Raw genomic sequence first — 17600 nt, forward strand, 5'->3', positions numbered from 1 at the left:
ACAAGGCGTCCGCCGGCATTCCGCACGCCCCCTGATAGTGACTGGAACTTCAGTGAGCGCAAATACTCAGAAGCCTGTGCAAGCCAATCTCGGCGCCAAACCGCGACCGCATATCGGCAGGCGCGGACTGCACGGCTTTCTTCGGATCCGCGAAGCCAGCATTCTGGTCGTCGCGATCCTGCTTATTATCTATTTCGAGAGTACGAACGCCAACTTTCTGTCGGACGCCAATCTGCAGACGCTGTCGCAATTCATTTCGCCTTGGGTGGTTATCGCCTGCGGCGAGATCATGCTGCTGATCTGTGGTGAAATCGACCTTTCGGCAGGCATGGTCTTCGCGCTCGCGCCTTTCATCATGTATTTCGCCCATGATGCCGGCCTGCCGCTGATCATCGCCTTCATCCTGGCCATCATCGGTTGCGGCGCCATCGGCTTCTTCAACGGTTTCATCTCGGTCAAGCTGCGCGTGCCGTCTTTTGTCGTGACGCTCGGGACCATGTTCCTGATCAACGGTTTCACGCTGACGATCTCCCGCGGGTTTCCGGTCGATACGCCGAACGACGCGATCTTCTCCTTCCTGATGGGCGGCGGCTACGCCGAAATCACCTGGGCGGTCATCCTCGTGCTGTTCATGCATGGCATGCTGCGCAATACGCGCTGGGGCCTGCATACGATCGCGGTCGGCGGCAATCTGCTCGGCTCCGCCGAATCCGGCATCAATGTCACCAAGATCAAGATCGGCAATTTCGTGATCACCGGTGCGCTGGCCGGCCTGGCCGGCATCCTTGAAGCCTCGCGCATCGGCTCCACCGACCCGCTCGCGGGCGGGTCCAATATGATGTTCATGGCGGTCGCGGCGGCGGTTATAGGTGGCACCTCCCTCATGGGCGGGTCCGGCACGATCATCGGCGGTCTGTTCGGCGGCCTGATGCTGGGCGTGCTGCAGGATGGGTTCACCATCAACGGCATCAACGCCTTCACCTTCGACATGATCATCGGCGCCGCGATCCTTATCGCGATGGTCTTCAACATCCACTTCGCGCGCCTGCGCAATATGGGGAAGCTGAAATGAGCCACTCCCAGCAGGTGCATAGCACCCCGATGCCGCCGCAGGCGGCCGGCAGCCAAGAAGCCTTGCGCGCGACCGACATCGTCAAGCGCTTCGGCGCGGTGACCGCGCTGAATGGCGTCTCCCTCCATCTCAACAAAGGCGAGATGCTGGGCATTCTGGGCGATAACGGCGCCGGCAAATCGACGCTGATCAAGATCCTGACGGGCTTCCAGGCGCCGACGAGCGGCAAGCTTGCCATCAACGGGCAGGACGTGGCGCTGAAATCGGTCGACCATGCCCGCGAACTCGGCATCGAATGCGTGTATCAGGACCTGGCATTGGTGCCTGGCCTGTCGATCTACCACAATATGTTCCTGAACCGGGAACCGCTGCGGGCCGGCCCTTTCCGCCTGCTCGACAATCGCCAGATGCGGAATCGGGCGGCCGAAGCGCTTGAGGATATCGGCGTCAATATTCCCGACGTGAACGAGGAAGTGGCGCGGCTTTCAGGCGGCCAGCGTCAGGCGGTGGCGATCGCCCGCGCGGTCTATTCCAAGGCCAAGATCCTGCTGCTGGACGAACCGCTGGCCGCCATGGGCGCCCGCGAATCCGGCCTTATCCTGGATCTGATCGACCGCCTGAAGAAGCGGGCCGATCTGTCGCTGATCATGATCGCCCATAACTACGCGCAGACGCTGGAGGTCGCCGACCGCATCATGATGTTCCAGCACGGCGAGGTCACCTTTGAACGTGCTTCCGCCGAGACCTCGGTGCCCGAGCTGCTCGATGTCGTGCGACAGAACTACAAGGTGGTCCGCGGCGGCGCGTAAGCCGGCCGCGCCTAGCCGGCCGCTCGCTACCAATCAGGCCCTGCGCCGTGTCTGGCACCTTCGGGGTGTCGGCACGGCTTTTTTTTGCGCGGACGGCCGCGATTGTCCCGTGATCGCCTTTTCCCTGGACGCAACCCTGGCCCGGATGGCTGGCAAGTTACAGGACCGCGTCCGTCCTGTATAAAGGCTGCGACATAGACAGAAGCAGGCTCAGGCGCATGTTCATCGAGACCGAAGGCACCCCGAACCCCGCGACGCTGAAATTCCTGCCCGGCCGTGAGGTTATGGGCAGCGCGACCGCCGATTTCGCCTCCGTCGAAGCGGCCGGCCGCAGCCCGTTGGCGACTGCGCTTTTCGCGCTTCCCGGCGTCTCCCGCGTTTTCCTCGGCAATGACTTCATCACCGTGACCAAGACCGAGGATGAAGTCTGGCAGGGTCTGAAGCCGCAGGTGCTGGGCACGCTGATGGAGCATTTCGTCGCCGGGCGGCCGATTATCGAGACGGCCGGCGAAGCGATCGCGGAAGAAGAGGTCTCCCCCGAAGACCAGGAAATCGTCGATCAGATCAAGGAGCTGCTGGATACGCGGGTGCGCCCGGCGGTTGCCAGCGACGGCGGCGACATCGTGTTCCACGGCTATCGCGACGGCATCGTGAAGCTGCATATGCAGGGCGCCTGCAGCGGTTGCCCCTCCTCCCGCGCCACGCTGAAGCACGGCATCGAGAATATGCTGCGCCACTATGTGCCAGAAGTCGTGGCGGTCGAGCAGGTCGAATTCTGAGACCGCCTTCCGTCCGGCCACAAAAAAGGGCGCCCTGTTTGGGCGCCCTTTTTTGTGGCCGTTTGTCTGCGACCGGCCGTGAGAGCCCTATTGCAACGCCAGAGACAAGCAGCCTGACGGTGTCAGCGGTTCGACCCGGCTGCTTCCCTTATTGCTGACGATAATCCGGCAATCATCGGCGCGGGTCGCGACCTTCGGCGCCGGAACCGGCGGCTTGGCATAGAGCGTCATGGTAATCAGCTCACCGACATGAACCGAGGCGACCGGCATGCCGAGCGGCCCGATGATGCGCTTGAAGTTCGGGATCGGCGTCCGGTCTGCCTGACCCACCCGGCCGATCATGACCCAGACACGACCGCCAGTTTGCAGATGGTTCGCGGCCCGGAAGACGTCATTCGTCCAGTCGGTCTCAGGGATGACATCCCCTTTCCGGCTAAGGAAGAAGTTCATCATATAGACCGGCAACTCGTCCGAGGCGAGAATGATGTCCCCGGGCTTCATGTCCTTGCGCAGCTCGGCGGCCGCCAGGTCCCAGCGCGGCTTGGTCTCAGCATGGTAATAGGGCGCGAGATTGACCGCCGCGAGCAGGACGATGGCCGCGACCGCGCCATTCTGCCAGCGCCTTGGCAATTGGTTGATGCCCAGGCCGACGAAAACGAGGAAGGGCACCGAACTCCACAGCAAATAGCGCGGCATCCACAGCGGTTTGAAGATCGAAATCACGAGGATCAGCAGCGGCGGCAGAGCCGCGACCAGCACCAGCGCCGGCATTAGGCTGCGCGACGGGGCGACGTCCAGGCGAGCCTGGCCGCGCTGACGGCGCCGCAGATACAGCAGGCCAAGAAGCGCCAGCACCACCAGGACAATGCCGAAACCGGGTGCGGCCGCAGGAAACAGGTGGAAATTGATCAACCGGGAGACGCGCATGAGATAGAGCGTGCTCAGGACCGAGACGAAGCTATGCATCGTCATATCCGGCACCCAATTGGTCGCATTCATCATCTTGCCGCGCGTATAGACATCCATGGCGCCGAACCAGGGCAGCGTGCCCGCCAATACGACGGCCTGTGCCCCCAGCCAGCGCAACAGAAAGCGGCGGCGTTCGATCTGCTTATCCCGCAGAAGGATAACGATCGCGCCGATATTGGCTGAGATCAGCCAGAAAAAGGCCGTGCTCAACACGTTCAGACCACCGAGCGTGCCGAGCGTATAGATCACCCAGGGGGCAAGTTTGGCGCCAGGCAGGCCGAAGGCACGGCTGGCACCGCGCGGATCACGCGCCAATTGCACAAAGCCCAGCAGCCCGATCGCCATCATCAGGATGACGAAGGTATAGGACCGCGCTTCCTGACCGTATTGCACCTGCAGGGGTGACAAAGCCAATAGAAGCCCCGCGACAAGGCCCGCGCGCCAACCGCCGATCGTCCGGACAATGAGAAAAAGCACGCCGCAGGTCGCCGCGCCGAAAACGGCAGAAGGCAGACGGAGCACGAATTCCGTCATGCCGTAATGGCCGAAGAGCGAGGCCAAGGCGAAATAGGACGGCAGATGATGATTGGATAGGGAATCGATCACCATGGGCCAGAAGGGCAGGCTCGACCGGTTCACGGTCGTGACCTCATCCAGCCAGAAGGGCATGAAATCGATGCGGTAGAAGCGCGCAAAAAAGCCAACCAGGCTGACGGCAAGGAATAAGGCCGTGGCGATACGCGCTTGCGGTTGGGCCGCCAGCCAAGCCGTCGCCCGTCCCCGGAAGGTTAAGTCTGGCTCATCAGAGCGGGGCGATACGGCAGACATGGTCTCTCCGCAACAAGAGTAGTGGAACTGTCATATGGCGCGCCGATCACGGCAGTTTTGGGGCGCCCATGTAAGCTTTGTATAAGAAAGGCAACGGCCTTGGGCGGTACCACGCGGCCAAGGCCATCCCCGTCAGGCGCGTCCCTTGAGATCGCCCAGGAAGCGGTCCCGCCAGACGGTGAGGCTGTTGCGGCGGAGCACGGCCATCATCTCTGCATGACGCTCCCGCCTTTCGGACAGGGGCATCGAGAGCGCCCGCTCCAGCGCCGCCGCGATCTCGTCCGGATCATGCGGATTGACGAGAAGGGCCGCCTTCAACTCGCAGGCTGCGCCGGCGAATTGCGACAGCACCAACACGCCCGGGTCGATCGGGTTCTGCGCCGCCACGAATTCCTTGGCGACGAGGTTCATGCCGTCCCGCATCGGCGTGACAAGACCAATATCGGCCCGCGCATACATGGGCATCAGCATCTGCCGCGCGAAGCCTTTGTTCAGGTAGCGCAGCGGTGTCCAGTCAAGCTCCGCAAAGCGGCCGTTGATGCGCCCGGCCTCGCGTTCCAGTTCCAGCCGGATTTCCCGGTAGGTTTCGACATCGCTGCGCGAGGGCGGCGCGATCTGCAGGAAAGTCACACTACCGCGGCGGCTCTCATTTTGTTCCAGGAAGCGCTCATAGGCGAGGAACCGCTCGTTGAGACCCTTGGAGTAATCCAGCCGGTCCACACTGATGATGAGCTTGCTCTCACCGATGGAGCGATGAAGACGCGCCATTTGCGGGCAATCCGCCGGCGGCTCTGCCTGTTCGCGGATTTCCTCGGTCTGCACGCCAATGGGATAGACGCCGGTGCGGACCACGCGACCGAAGGCCATGAGCGCACGGCCGGGCAGAAGATGTCCGTCGGCCTCCCGCAGCACGTAATCCTCGAAGGCACGACGGTCGGATTCGGTCTGGAAACCGATGAGATCATATTGGCAGAGCGCGCGGGCAAGATCGGCATGGACCGGAATCGTCATGAACACGGCTGCCGCCGGGAAAGGCGTGTGCAGGAAGATGCCAAGCCTGTTGGTGATACCCTTCTCGCGCAGCGCGGCTGCCAGGCCGAGGAGATGGTAATCATGCGCCCAGACCACATCCTGCGGCGCCAGCGCATCGGCGACGGCATTGGCAAACAGCTCATTCACCCGGCGGTAGCCGGCGTAATCGCTGCGTGAAAAGCGCGCGAGCGCCGAGCGGTAATGCAGGACCGGCCAAAGTGCGGAGTTCGCGAAACCGCGATAATATTGCTGATAGTCGGCCTCGGCGAAATCGAGCGTCTGGAGGCGAATTTTTCCCTTCTGCTTCTCCGGCAGGATGCGGCTACCTTCAGCCGAAATCTCACCGCTCCACCCGATCCAAAGGCCGCCCATAGTCTGCAGCGCGTCGAGCACCCCGGCAGCGAGACCGCCGGCCGTGGGCTGGCCTTCCTCGATCGGGGCGACACGGTTGGAGACGACGATCAGCCTGCCGGTTTCGGCCTGGGCGAGCGAGCCGGCTGCGACATCGCGCAGCTCCGTCAATGCCCGGCCGAAAATGGTCTCATCCATCGCTATCGATTCCTTGGATCAAGCGGTCGGATCGGAGGGAAGGCGGGCAGGCTCACGCGGCGCGCGGCATCGGGATCACGTTCTGCCTTGCCAGCAGATCGCGATAGGGACCGGCGCGGTTGGCGAGTTCGGTCGGCGAACCGTCATCCACCACGTCGCCATTGGCCATGACGATGATGCGGTCGAAGTTACGCAGCGTGGAAAGGCGGTGAGCGATGGCAACCACCGTGCGGCCTTCCATAAGCGTGTCGAGCGCGCTCTGGATCGCCTGCTCGGATTCGGTGTCGAGCGCGGATGTCGCCTCATCCAGCAGCAGCAAGGGGGCATTCTTGAGAATGGCGCGAGCGATCGCGATCCGCTGGCGCTGGCCACCCGACAGCTTGGTGCCGCGGTCGCCGACGACGGTCTCGAACCCTTCCGGCAGCGCCTCGATAAAGTCGCGGCAACGGGCGAGTTCGGCCGCGTGGAGCACTTCCGCCGTCGTCGCATTGGGACGCGCGTAGCGGATATTTTCCAGCACCGTGCGATGGAAGAGCGAGATGTCCTGCGGCACCACGGCCATGCCCTGGCGCAGGCTTTCCTGGGTCACGCGGCTGATATCCTGCCCGTCGATCAGGATGCGGCCCTCGCTCGGGTCATAGAAGCGCTGCATGAGGCTGAGGATGGTGGACTTGCCAGCCCCGGAGGAGCCGACCAGGCCGACGCGTTGCCCAGGCTGGATCGCCAGCGACACGCCCTTCAGCACTTCCGGACGGCCCGGATAGGCGAAGCGGACATCGTCAAAGGCAACGCCGCCGGCGGTCAGCAGCAAGGGACGAGCCTGGGGCGCATCCGGCAGAGCATGCGGCAGAAGCAGGGTGGCGGTCGCTTCTTCCAGGCGAGCGACATGCTGGGTGAGGTCGACCAGGGCGACGGCAAGGTCACGCGTGCCGTGCAGGATGGTGAAGCAGAGCGAGCCGACCAGCACGATATCGCCGGGCGTCGCCTTGCCTTGGCTCCAGAGGATGACCACCCAGGCCATCACGCCGGCCGAGAACATGGCCGTGATCACGGCATGCAGAAGGCGCAGCTTTTCCAGGTATTTCAGGCTGTTATGGCGCGCCGACATTTCCTCGCCGACCGTCTCGGCGATACGCTTGCTCTCCCGGAAGGTCGCACCGAAGGCACGGACCACGGCGATATTGCCGATGACGTCGACAAGCTCGCCATCCACCCGCGCGGCCGAACCGGCATAGGAGCGATGGAGCGGGCCGCCTTTGCGCGCCAGGAAGAAAATGATCAGGGCCAGGCCAGCGCTGATGGCAGCCATCACGAAGGCCATCAACGGGTTCACCGAGGTGACCAAAGCGATGGAGAAGATCACGGCCACGACCGGCGGCAGGATGTTCCAGGCCAAGGTGTTTTCGGTGGTGAAGACCGCGTTGGAGGTCGCCGTCACGCGGCCAGCCAAGGTGCCGGGCAGACGGTCCGCGAAATAGCTGGGCGAGTGGCCGGCCAGATGATTGAAGAGGTCGCGGCGTACATCGCCCGTCACCTGCACGAAGAGCTTGGCTGCGATCCAGCCGCCGACGCGCCACATGAGATTATCGGCCGCGATCAGCACGGCCAGCATGCCGAAGGCGATCCAGACGCCACGCAGCGCCGCCGGGCCATGCCCGTGGGAGACGGCGTCGACCACATTCTTCAGCCCATACTGGGTCAAAACCGAGCAGAGAACCGCGACCAGCACTGATAAGAGCACGCCGGCATGCGCCACCGGGTGGCGCGCGGCAAAATGCATCAGAAAGCGGATCGGCTTCGCGCGCAGCCCCAAAAGCGTCGCCGTCTGGCGTGCGGTCGTGGTGCCGAAATCAGCGTCGCCCTGTGTGGTATGATCCGAAGACCGCGTGAAACCCTGCATAGCCGTCACCCTCATTTCAGCAGACTGATCAACTTTCCAGAAAAAGTCGTTGATCCGTCCGCGTGATCTCGTCAGGAGCCCTTAGCTTTCCCAAGTGGTGTGCATCGAAGCGCGATGCCCATCACATCGGGTTGAGGGTGAAGCTAGACACAGATCGTAGCGGAAATAGGGCGTGTTTCGCGTGATTGCCTATATTTCAAAGCTTTAGCGCCGAGATTTCGCCACATTCGGTGACGATGCTTTAGGCTGAAGTTCAGGGATCTGAACTAAATTATTAAGTGTTGCCGCTATCTCATTAGAAGCTAACGAATGTCGCCGCGTCCTCCTTTGAACCAGAGGATTGGTGCCGGCCTTCAGGAGAGTTTGACGATGCGTATTGCCCAGGTCTCCCCTCTCTATGAAGCCGTGCCGCCGCGTCTATACGGTGGAACGGAGCGCGTGGTCTCCTTCCTGACCGAAGAACTGGTCGCCCAAGGTCATGAGGTGACGCTCTTTGCCAGTGGCGACAGCCGCACCGCGGCCAAATTGGAGCCGATGTGCGAGGAAGCGCTGCGTCTGGACCCGAATATCCGCGACCGCATGGCGCCGCATATGAAGATGATGGAAGCCATTCGTGACCGGGTGGACGAGTTCGATGTCATCCACTTCCACAATGACTATCTGCCCTTCTCGCTGTTCTCCCGCCAGCCGACGCCCTTCGTGACGACGATCCATGGTCGCCTCGATCTTCCGGAATTTGTCGATATCTACGGCGCTTTCCCGAAGGTCCCGCTGGTCTCGATTTCCGACAGCCAGCGCGCACCGGTGCCAAACCTGAACTGGGTGCGGACCGTGCATCATGGTCTGCCGACGAATATCCTGACGCCACGCAATGTGAAGCAGGACTACTTGGCCGTTCTTGGCCGCGTTTCGCCGGAGAAGGGTGTGGACAAGGCAATCCACATCGCGGGCAAGGCCGGGATGCGCGTGAAGATCGCCGCCAAGGTCGATACCGCCGATCAGGAATATTTCGATGAGATCATCAAACCGCTCCTGAAGCAGCCGCATGTCGAATTCATCGGTGAGATCAACGAAATGCAGAAGCCCGACTTTTTGTCGGCAGCCCACGCGCTGATCTTCCCGATCGACTGGCCGGAGCCCTTCGGTCTGGTGATGATCGAAGCCATGGCTTGCGGCACGCCGGTCATCACTTATGAACGCGGGTCCGTGCCCGAAGTGATCGAAGACGGGCTGACCGGTTTCATCACCCGCGACGAGACCGACGCCGTGCGCGCCGTCAACCGGCTGGGTGAACTGGACCGCAATGCGGTGCGGGCACGTTTCGAAGAGCGCTTCAGCGCCCGCCGGATGGCAGAGGACTACGTCTCGGTTTACGAGGAAATGGCTGCCCGGCCCCGCGCCCAACTGCGCGTCGTCAGCTAAGACGGAATTCCGCTGAGACCAGATTCGGGGCAGCGCTTTCGCTGCCTTAGCGGTAGAGCAGATCACAGTCAGATGGAATTATCTGACTGTGTGAAGATGCTCGAAAAGCAATAATCTAGAGCGGTATCTGTGAGTGTAAACGAGCAGGAAACGCTCTAGAAGACAGGGGCGCCGGGTCAAACCGGCGTCCCTTTTCGTTTGAGTCCACTCCCGTAAGACCGTTCATGGCCCGCATCCCCATCACCGCGTCCCTGTCGATCGACGAAGACGACCTGACCTTCCGCTTCGTCCTTGCCTCGGGGCCGGGCGGGCAGAATGTGAACAAGGTTTCGACCGCGGTGGAACTGCGCTTCGACAGCACAAAGCTGGAAGAACCGTCGTCCGGCTTCCTGCGCCGACTGCAGACCGAGGCCGGGCAGCGCATGACCCAAGACGGCGTCATCGTGATTTTTGCGCAGACCCATCGCAGCCAGATCCGCAACAAGGAAGAGGCGCTGGCGCGGCTGGTCGCTTTACTCGCCAAAGCCGCTGAAGTTCAGCGCAAGCGCCGTCCGACCAGACCGACGCTCGGCAGCCAGAAGCGACGCCTGGACGGCAAGGCGCTGCGTAGCGGTGTCAAACGGATGCGTGGCAAACCGCTGGACGGCTGAGACGGGCACGCCATTGCTTTAGATAGCGCAGGCGTGGAATGTCCGGGCAAGGATAACGACCCGGAGAAACGTAGATGCCCCCCGCCTATGCCGTCGGCTTAGCCGTCATTGCCGTTCTGGCGCTGATCATTCTGATCGCGCGTTTCAAGCTCAACCCTTTCATCGTGATCTTCGTCGTCTCGCTGGCCATGGCACTCGCCGCCGGCATGCCGGCGGACAAGGTGGTCAAGTCCTTCGAGACGGGCGTCGGCAATTCGCTGGGCCATATCGCGATCATCATCGCGCTCGGCACCATGCTGGGCAAAATGCTGGCCGAATCAGGCGGCGCGGCACAGATCGCAAACACGCTGATCCGCTGGTTCGGACCCAATAACGTGCATTGGGCCATGCTGTTCATCGGCATCCTCGTCGGCCTGCCGGTCTTCTTCGAGGTCGGCTTCGTGCTGCTGATCCCGATCGCTTTCAACGTCGCGAAGAACACCGGCCGTCCGCTTCTGCTGGTCGCACTTCCTCTCGTCGCCGGCCTTTCCGCCGTGCATGGGCTGATGCCGCCGCATCCGGCGGCGATGCTGGCGCTGCAAGCCTTCCACGCCGATATCGGCAAAACGATCCTGCTCGCGCTCATCGTCGGCATTCCGGCCGCGATCCTCGCTGGCCCGGTCTATGCCATGTTCATCGGCCCGCGTACGCCGCTGCCGGCCGAAAACCCGCTGGCGGAGCAGTTCCTCAACCATATCCCGGACGCTCAATTGCCGGGCTTCGGCATCACCCTGCTGACGGTGCTCCTGCCCGTCATTCTGATGCTGCTGGGCAGTTTCGCCGATGTCTTCACGTCACCGGGCTCGGGCCTGTTTATCCTGCTCAATTTCATCGGCAATGCCGATATCTCGCTGCTGCTCGCCGTTATTCTCAGCTTCTATACGCTGGGCCTGATGCGCGGCATGACGCGGGAAACGATCCTGAAATTCACCAATGACTGCCTGGCGCCGACCGCCATGATCACCCTGCTGATCGGTGCCGGCGGCGGCTTCGGCCGCGTGCTGATCGACAGCGGCGTGTCGCACGCCATCGTCACCGTGGCGCTCAGCGCGCATGTATCGCTATTGCTTCTGGCCTGGCTGCTTGCGGCCGTTGTCCGCCTCGCGGTCGGATCTTCCACGGTCGCCATGATCACCTCGGCCGGCATCGTGGCACCGATCGCGGCCCATGCGCCGGACGCGAATACGGCGCTGCTGGTTCTGGCAACCGGCGCCGGATCCCTGATCTTCAGCCATGTCAATGACGGCGGCTTTTGGCTGGTGAAGCAGTATTTGAATATGACCGTGGAGCAGACGCTCAAAAGCTGGTCGGTTCTGGAGACCATCCTCTCGGTCGGCGCGCTGGCGATGGTGCTGATCCTGTCGGCCGTCGGAGCCTGATCTGGATCAGGCGGGTCGGGCTAAGCTTGCCCGTCCCGCCTGCCCGTCAGTCAGGCGGCAGACCAATCGCCTTCCAGCCAGGTACCGATCGGCTGCAAGCCGTCCGTCAGCAAGACCAAATCCGCACGCAGCCCCGGCGCGATCATTCCGCGATCCGCAAGACGCATGAGCGCAGCCGGATAGGTCGCGGCCATGCGCAGCGCCTGCTCCACCGGGCAGCCTAGCATCTCGACCGAATTCCTGACCGCCGTTGCCATATCAAGATCGGCACCGGCAAGCGTGCCGTCCTCACGCTCCAGCCGCCCATGGCGGCGAAGAATGCGCTGTCCATAGAGATCGAAGCCATCGGCATCCGTGCCAAGGACGCTCATTGCATCCGTCACCAAGACCATCCGATCAAGCGGACGCGCGGCCAGCGCCGCGCCCAGCGAGACGGGATGAACATGCACGCCATCGACGATCAATCCGCACCAGGCGGTCCGGTCAAGCAAAGCGGCACCGACCGGCCCAGGCTCACGCCCAGCCAAGGGCGGCATCGCGTTGAAGAGATGCGTGAAAGCACGCAACCCGAAACCGATCGCCTGGCCGATTCGTTCGGCGGAAGCCGCGGTATGACCGGCGCTCAGCACCACGCCCGCCTTGGCCAATTGCCGCAGGTGATCGTCCGCGACCTCCTCCGGCGCGATGGTGAGAAGCATCGGCAGGCCATCGGCCTGTGCCGCCAGCCAATCGGCGTCTGCCTGATCCATGGCGCGAATCCGCGCCGGATCATGCACGCCCGGCCGACGAGGGCTGATGAAAGGGCCTTCGAGATGAACACCGGCGATGCCGCTTTTGGGGCGAAGCATCGCCGCACGGGCCGCCGCCGCGCCGGCCTGCATGACCTCGGCACGGTCGGTGATGATGGTCGGCAGCAGCGAGGTCGTGCCGAAGCGGCGATGCGCGGCCGCGATGGCGAGCGCACCGTCCACAGTCGGCGTTTCATTGAACAGAACGCCACCGCCGCCATTCACCTGAATGTCGATGAAGCCAGGGGCCAGAATGCTGCCCTCCGGCAGCCGTCTGGTGGCGGCAGCAGTATCGCTGCTCTCCGGCAAAAGATCGAGAATCACGCCGCCCTCGATCAGCAGACCCAGGCCGGACGAAAGCCCGTCTTCCGTGAGGACCCGGCCGCCGGTCAGAAATTCCCGCGCGCTCATAGGCCCAAACTATCCTTCATGCGGCCCCAGGCCAGACGACCCTGCACCGCCAGCGGCCAGAAGGCGTGGAAGGGAATCGGCTTGAGATCGGTCATCGGCATATCCAGCCCGTCCACCGGCTCACCGCCGATGCGACGCGCGATGATGCCGCCCATGGCGGTCGCCATGGCAACGCCGCGACCATTATAGCCGAGTGCGATCAGCACATCGGGCTCAGGCTCATGCAGATGCGGATAATGGTCGGATGTCATCCCCAACTGGCCGTTCCAGCCATGGCTCCAACGAATGCCGCGCAAGCTAGGCCAAAGCTTCTCCGCATAGGTTTGCAGAAAGCCGAAAACGGCCGGGCCGCGCATCTCGCTCAGTTTGCTGCGGCCACCCATGAGAAGACGGTTCGTCGCATCGACTCGGTAATAGACGGTGATAGAGCCGAGTTCATACAATACGCCACCGCCGGGCATGACCTGCTTCAACTGGGCGTCGGACAGCGGCTCCGTCGCCGTGATGCCGGACCACACCGGCACGATGGACTGACGCAAACCGGGCCAAAGGTCACCGGTATAGCCATTGGTGCCGATGACGATGCGATCGGCCTTGACCTGCCCGGCCGGTGTCGACACCAGCCAGCCGCCGCCGGGCTGACGCGCGAGCTTGGTCGCCGGGCTATTGGCATAAATGCGCGCGCCGGCCGCAATGGCGGCACGGGCAAGGCCACGGGAATAACCGAGCGGATTGACCGAACCGCCGGTCGGATCCCGCAGAATGCCTTGATAGCGATTGGTGCCCGTGGCGACGGCGGATGCGTCCCGGTCCAGGAGTGCCGCTGTCAAACCGCGCGCCTGATACTGGGCGGCCAGCGCCTCCAGCCCTACCAGCGTCTTCGCGGTGGTTGCCGCCCGCAAGGTCCCGCCCTGCTGCGCCTCACAGCGAATCTGGTGACGCTCGACCAGCCGAAACAGAGCTTCCGGCGCGGCATAGGAAAACCTCACCATGCGCTGGCCAAGGTCTCCGAAATCGCCTTCGACATCCTTGGGGTCGGGCTTCAGCCCCGGATTGACCTGCCCGCCATTGCGACCAGAGGCACCGAAACCCGGCTGCTGCGCCTCAAGAAGGAGAATATTGACGCCACGCTCGGCGAGATGGAGAGCCGATGAAAGACCTGTAATGCCGCCGCCAATGACGACGACCGACGCGTGGGTTTCCCCCTCCAGCGGCGGCAGATTAAGCGGCGGAATCGCCGTTTCCGCGTAGAGGCTGGGCGGCAGGGGCTTTTCGGTATGTGCAGACATAAGGCCTATCGTATGCGCGATTGAGGCGCCACCCTAACGCCCGCCTCAGCCTCTGCGATAGAGGGGCGTTGCATCACGCGGCCCGCCGATGACCGCGCCATCGGCCAAGCAGAGGCCAGACAGCAAAATGCCCGCGACACCGTCGCGGGCATTTTACAGAAGAACCGGCCCGATATCTTGGGCCGGCGGAAGCCTAGGTCAGTTAAGACCAGAGCTTGTGGTCCAGACCAGCCAGCGTAATCGTCGTGCCGTCGGTGAGCGTCAGCACGTCACCAGCGCTGGTAAGGGTTTCCGTCGGGGTGGCGCCGGCCGCATAGCCATAGCCGCTGAAGGCAACGTTGTCCTTGGAATTGAAGCCGATGATGACTTCAGTCGAAGGAACGCTGCCCTTAACGAAGGCGAAGACGTCATTGCCGGAACCGGCCGTGACGGTGGAGGCGCCAGCGCCACCGATCATGGTGTCGGCGCCGCTGCCGAGGGTGACCATCATCGTCGCATCGCCACCGAACGGATTCGTCGAAATCGTTTCCGGACCGGTCGAGCCGGACAGATCGGCGGTCGTGCTACCGGAAATACCGGCCACGACAACGGCGTTGGAACCGGTCACCGAGAAGATGCTGACGCCCGTGCCACCGATGAGGGTGCTGTTGGCGCCGGAGACGCTGCCGACGATGGGGCCAGCGCCGCCCATGATGGACGTGCCGGTGCCGCCGAAGGAGAAGGTCGTCTGACCGGAATCCGCACCGAACAGCGTGGTCGAACCTGTGGCAGCCGTGATGGTGTCGTTCGGCGCCGCGAAGACGGCGGTGTTGGTGGTGGTGGTGATCGTGTTGCCGCCGCCAGACGTATCGGCCACAGCGGTCGCGCCGGAAATGGTCAGCGCAGCATTTGTGGTCGCCACAACAGCCGGACCAGGGGCCGTAACCGCCCCGGCCGCGCTGAACACCACAGCCGTGGTCTGTGAGTTAAAATAGGTCTCAAACGCAGCGGTAGAGGTAGAATAGTTGTTCGGTACCGTTGCGCCGTTGACTGTCGTCATGCCGCTCATAGCCGTCATCTCCGCAATAAATGACCCGACCTGAACCGGGTTGCACACAAAATGCCTGAAATCTCTGAACTGGACATTAACCAGCTGAAATCTTTAGTGGTCCGCTTGCTGCACAGCAACAAGGGATTGCAAAATTTCTCCCGCAACGCGGCATACTCTCAACTCTGTGATCAAGACAACACACTCCATCCGCGCTTCCGCCCTGACGCAAAATTATCATTTTGCTGCATTGCACAAATTTTAGCCACTCGGCCCACCGTTGCGCGAAACTGATCCGCGCCATGAATCCGCCTCCCCTGCTGCGCGCCGTTCTGTTATCGGCTGAGCAGACAAACAAAGCTCAATAGGGGAACGGCATGTATCTTGGGATCGACCTTGGCACGTCCGGAATCAAAGTGGTTCTCGTCGATGAGACCGAGACCGTCCGCGCAAGCCACACCGAGTCTCTGTCCGTCTCACGACCACAACCGGGTTGGAGCGAGCAGAATCCCGAGGATTGGTGGCAGGCAACCCTGCGGGGCCTGGATGCCCTGGCACAGACTCATAAGTCGGAAATGGCCTCCGTCCGCGGCATTGGGCTTTCCGGACAGATGCACGGCGCCGTCCTTCTGGATGAGGCGGGCGAGCCTTTGCGCCCCGCCATTCTGTGGAACGACACGCGCTGCGAGGCGGAATGTGCCGAACTGGAAGAATCCTTTCCCGCATTGAGGCAGGTCGCCGGCAACCCGGCCATGCCGGGCTTCACGGCCCCAAAACTTCTCTGGGTGCGCAAGCACGAGACCGAGATTTTCGGCCGGCTGCGTACCGTGCTGCTGCCGAAAGCCTATCTCCGCTATCGTCTGACGGGCGAGATGATCGAGGAGATGTCGGACGCGGCCGGAACGCTTTGGCTGGATGTCGGCGCCCGCGCCTGGTCGGACGCCGCCCTGGCCGCGACCGGATTGTCGCGCGCTGCCATGCCGCGCCTGGTCGAAGGGAGCGACGCGGCCGGCCAGCTGACGGCATCGCTTTGCGCACGCTGGGGCATGACGACCGCACCAGTGCTGGCCGGAGGCGCGGGCGACAATGCCGCCGGCGCTGTCGGGCTTGGCGCCATTCGCCCCGGAAGCGCGTTTCTCTCTCTCGGCACCTCGGGCGTGCTATGGGCCACGACCGATCGGTTCCGCCCCAATCCTGAAGCGACCGTCCATGCCTTTTGTCATGCGCTACCCGGCCTGTGGCACCAGATGGGCGTGACCCTTTCAGCTGCGGCCTGCCTGGCCTGGTGGAGCGGCGTCGCCGGCGAAAAGGAGGCTGCCCTTCTGCAGGCATTGCCCGAAACGCCGGCAGCGCCGTCCGAAGTCACCTTCCTGCCCTATCTGTCCGGCGAGCGGACACCGCATAATGATGGCAGCATCCGCGGCGCCTTCATGGGATTGTCGCAGGAGACCAGCCGCGCGTCGCTGACACAGGCCGTGCTGGAAGGCGTCGCCTTCTCCTTCCGGGATTGCCTGGACGCTCTGCGGGCCGCCGGCACGGTGGTGACGGAGGCCGATGTCATCGGCGGCGGGTCGCGCAGCGCAACCTGGATCAAGATCCTTGCCTCCGTTTTGGGTATCACGCTGCACAGCTTGGCCGACGGCGAGCATGGCGCCGCGTTCGGGGCCGCGCGACTTGGCCGTCTGGCGGCGACGGGTGAGGATCCCTTGCTGATTTGCACGCCCCCGCGCCGTCTGGCGGCGATTGCACCGGATCCGGCTCTGCAAGCGGCCTATGAGAAGCGCCTGCCGCTCTATCGTGCGCTTTACCCCGCCATCAAACAGGCGCAGCGTCCCGCACTGTGACATTGGCGCCACTAGGCGCGTCAGCTTTGTTCCGTTCGCGCGCTTGACCGGCTCGCTCCCTTGACGATGAGCCGGTCAAGCCCTTGTTCACGCACAGGCGGCCAGGCCTTGAGCAAGAGTGTCCTGGCCCAAAACAGGGGACCACAATGTCAATCATCGGTTGGATCATACTCGGCCTTATCGCCGGCTTTATCGCGAGCAAGATCGTGAATCGCTCCGGCGAAGGCTTCTTCATGGATATCGTGCTGGGGATCGTCGGCGCGCTGGTGGGTGGCTTTATCTTCAATGCCTTCGGCGCCCATGGCGTGACCGGCTTCAATCTGTATAGCCTGATCGTCGCCGTTATCGGCTCCATCGTGCTGCTGGTACTCTATCACGCGTTTTTCGGACGCCGCCGCTACTGAGGTTAAGCCTCACAAAAAACCGTCTATCCCGAGAGGGATGGGCGGTTTTTTTTATGTCCAAGCCACACGCGGACGTGACGCCGAACGCCGGGATCGGGGCTTCATCTCGACGATCCAGGCACCATTTCCTGTTCAGGAGGATGTTTCAGCACAAGCCTCCTCACAGTGAAAAAGGATAGAAAGATGGACAAGGATCGTGCGGCCGGCATCGGCCATCAGGTCAAGGGCACCGTCAAGGAAGCGGCCGGCAAAGTGACCGGGGATCGCAAGCTGGAAGCCGAAGGCAAGGTCGAGAAGGCCGGCGGCAAGGTGCAGAACGCTTACGGCGGTGCCAAGGACAGTGTCCGCGACGCCGTGAAATAAGCTCACAAAAGCGACCAAGCCTTTATGGGCCGGCCGGGATAACCCG

The 17600-nt window shown here is 62.9% G+C and carries 15 protein-coding genes; 9 read left to right on the forward strand and 6 right to left on the reverse strand.

Translation table 11 applies throughout. From position 1 onward, the window contains the following. Positions 1-52: 52 nt before the first annotated feature. The 3 genes from ACELLULO517_RS09035 to ACELLULO517_RS09045 all read left to right on the forward strand — a co-directional run bounded on the left by ACELLULO517_RS09035 (position 53) and on the right by ACELLULO517_RS09045 (position 2660). Complete coding sequence (locus ACELLULO517_RS09035; RefSeq protein WP_227307014.1) at positions 53-1072, forward strand: ABC transporter permease; 1020 nt, start codon at positions 53-55, stop codon at positions 1070-1072. Then, positions 1069-1881: an ATP-binding cassette domain-containing protein gene (locus ACELLULO517_RS09040; protein ID WP_227307015.1), complete on the forward strand. Its 813-nt coding sequence runs from the start codon at positions 1069-1071 to the stop codon at positions 1879-1881. The genes ACELLULO517_RS09035 and ACELLULO517_RS09040 overlap by 4 nt, the downstream gene beginning before the upstream one ends. A gap of 218 nt (positions 1882-2099) precedes the next feature. After that, positions 2100-2660: a NifU family protein gene (locus tag ACELLULO517_RS09045; RefSeq protein WP_227307016.1), complete on the forward strand. Its 561-nt coding sequence runs from the start codon at positions 2100-2102 to the stop codon at positions 2658-2660. A gap of 87 nt (positions 2661-2747) precedes the next feature. Here the strand turns inward: ACELLULO517_RS09045 and ACELLULO517_RS09050 are convergent, their stop codons facing one another. The 3 genes from ACELLULO517_RS09050 to ACELLULO517_RS09060 all read right to left on the reverse strand — a co-directional run bounded on the left by ACELLULO517_RS09050 (position 2748) and on the right by ACELLULO517_RS09060 (position 7938). Then, entirely contained in the window at positions 2748-4457 is a 1710-nt protein-coding gene (locus ACELLULO517_RS09050; RefSeq protein ID WP_227307017.1) for a glycosyltransferase family 39 protein, read from the reverse strand. Between the two features lie 132 nt (positions 4458-4589). Further along, the gene (gene otsA, locus ACELLULO517_RS09055) at positions 4590-6038 is read right to left on the reverse strand and encodes an alpha,alpha-trehalose-phosphate synthase (UDP-forming) (RefSeq protein ID WP_227307018.1); all 1449 of its coding nucleotides are present in this window, start codon (positions 6036-6038) and stop codon (positions 4590-4592) included. A 52-nt stretch (positions 6039-6090) separates the two neighbouring features. Beyond that, a complete protein-coding gene (locus ACELLULO517_RS09060; protein ID WP_227307019.1) occupies positions 6091-7938 on the reverse strand; it encodes an ABC transporter ATP-binding protein in 1848 nt (615 codons plus the stop codon). Positions 7939-8307: 369 nt separating this feature from the next. Between ACELLULO517_RS09060 and ACELLULO517_RS09065 the strand changes: the two genes are divergently transcribed. The 3 genes from ACELLULO517_RS09065 to ACELLULO517_RS09075 all read left to right on the forward strand — a co-directional run bounded on the left by ACELLULO517_RS09065 (position 8308) and on the right by ACELLULO517_RS09075 (position 11428). Further along, entirely contained in the window at positions 8308-9360 is a 1053-nt protein-coding gene (locus tag ACELLULO517_RS09065) for a glycosyltransferase family 4 protein (protein ID WP_227307021.1), read from the forward strand. A 224-nt stretch (positions 9361-9584) separates the two neighbouring features. Next, positions 9585-10010, forward strand: coding sequence for an alternative ribosome rescue aminoacyl-tRNA hydrolase ArfB (arfB, locus tag ACELLULO517_RS09070; RefSeq protein WP_227307022.1), 426 nt, complete (start codon positions 9585-9587; stop codon positions 10008-10010). Positions 10011-10084: 74 nt separating this feature from the next. Beyond that, positions 10085-11428, forward strand: a complete 1344-nt coding sequence (locus ACELLULO517_RS09075) for a GntT/GntP/DsdX family permease (RefSeq protein ID WP_227307023.1) — start codon at positions 10085-10087, stop codon at positions 11426-11428. Positions 11429-11478: 50 nt separating this feature from the next. On the opposite strand, the gene nagA is transcribed toward ACELLULO517_RS09075, so the two are convergent. The 3 genes from nagA to ACELLULO517_RS28895 form a co-directional block, all read right to left on the reverse strand. Next, positions 11479-12627 (reverse strand): N-acetylglucosamine-6-phosphate deacetylase, encoded by a 1149-nt coding sequence (gene nagA, locus ACELLULO517_RS09080; RefSeq protein WP_227307024.1) that lies wholly within the window; start codon positions 12625-12627, stop codon positions 11479-11481. After that, on the reverse strand, positions 12624-13916 hold the full coding sequence (locus ACELLULO517_RS09085; RefSeq protein ID WP_227307025.1) for an NAD(P)/FAD-dependent oxidoreductase: 1293 nt from the start codon (positions 13914-13916) through the stop codon (positions 12624-12626). Before ACELLULO517_RS09085 ends, nagA begins: the two co-directional genes overlap by 4 nt. Positions 13917-14118: 202 nt before the next feature. Beyond that, on the reverse strand, positions 14119-14817 hold the full coding sequence (locus tag ACELLULO517_RS28895) for a hypothetical protein (protein ID WP_227307026.1): 699 nt from the start codon (positions 14815-14817) through the stop codon (positions 14119-14121). A 503-nt stretch (positions 14818-15320) separates the two neighbouring features. Between ACELLULO517_RS28895 and xylB the strand changes: the two genes are divergently transcribed. The 3 genes from xylB (at position 15321) to ACELLULO517_RS09105 (ending at position 17554) form a co-directional block, all read left to right on the forward strand. Beyond that, positions 15321-16787 carry a xylulokinase gene (gene xylB, locus ACELLULO517_RS09095; protein ID WP_227307028.1) on the forward strand — a complete coding sequence of 489 codons (1467 nt, stop codon included), beginning with the start codon at positions 15321-15323 and terminating at the stop codon, positions 16785-16787. 146 nt (positions 16788-16933) lie between these two features. Continuing rightward, positions 16934-17191 (forward strand): GlsB/YeaQ/YmgE family stress response membrane protein, encoded by a 258-nt coding sequence (locus tag ACELLULO517_RS09100; protein WP_227307029.1) that lies wholly within the window; start codon positions 16934-16936, stop codon positions 17189-17191. Between the two features lie 183 nt (positions 17192-17374). Continuing rightward, complete coding sequence (locus ACELLULO517_RS09105; RefSeq protein ID WP_227307030.1) at positions 17375-17554, forward strand: CsbD family protein; 180 nt, start codon at positions 17375-17377, stop codon at positions 17552-17554. Positions 17555-17600: the final 46 nt, after the last annotated feature.

Origin of the sequence: Acidisoma cellulosilyticum (genome assembly GCF_020621385.1) — a bacterium.
In the GTDB taxonomy this organism is placed as follows: Bacteria; Pseudomonadota; Alphaproteobacteria; order Acetobacterales; family Acetobacteraceae; genus Acidisoma; species Acidisoma cellulosilyticum.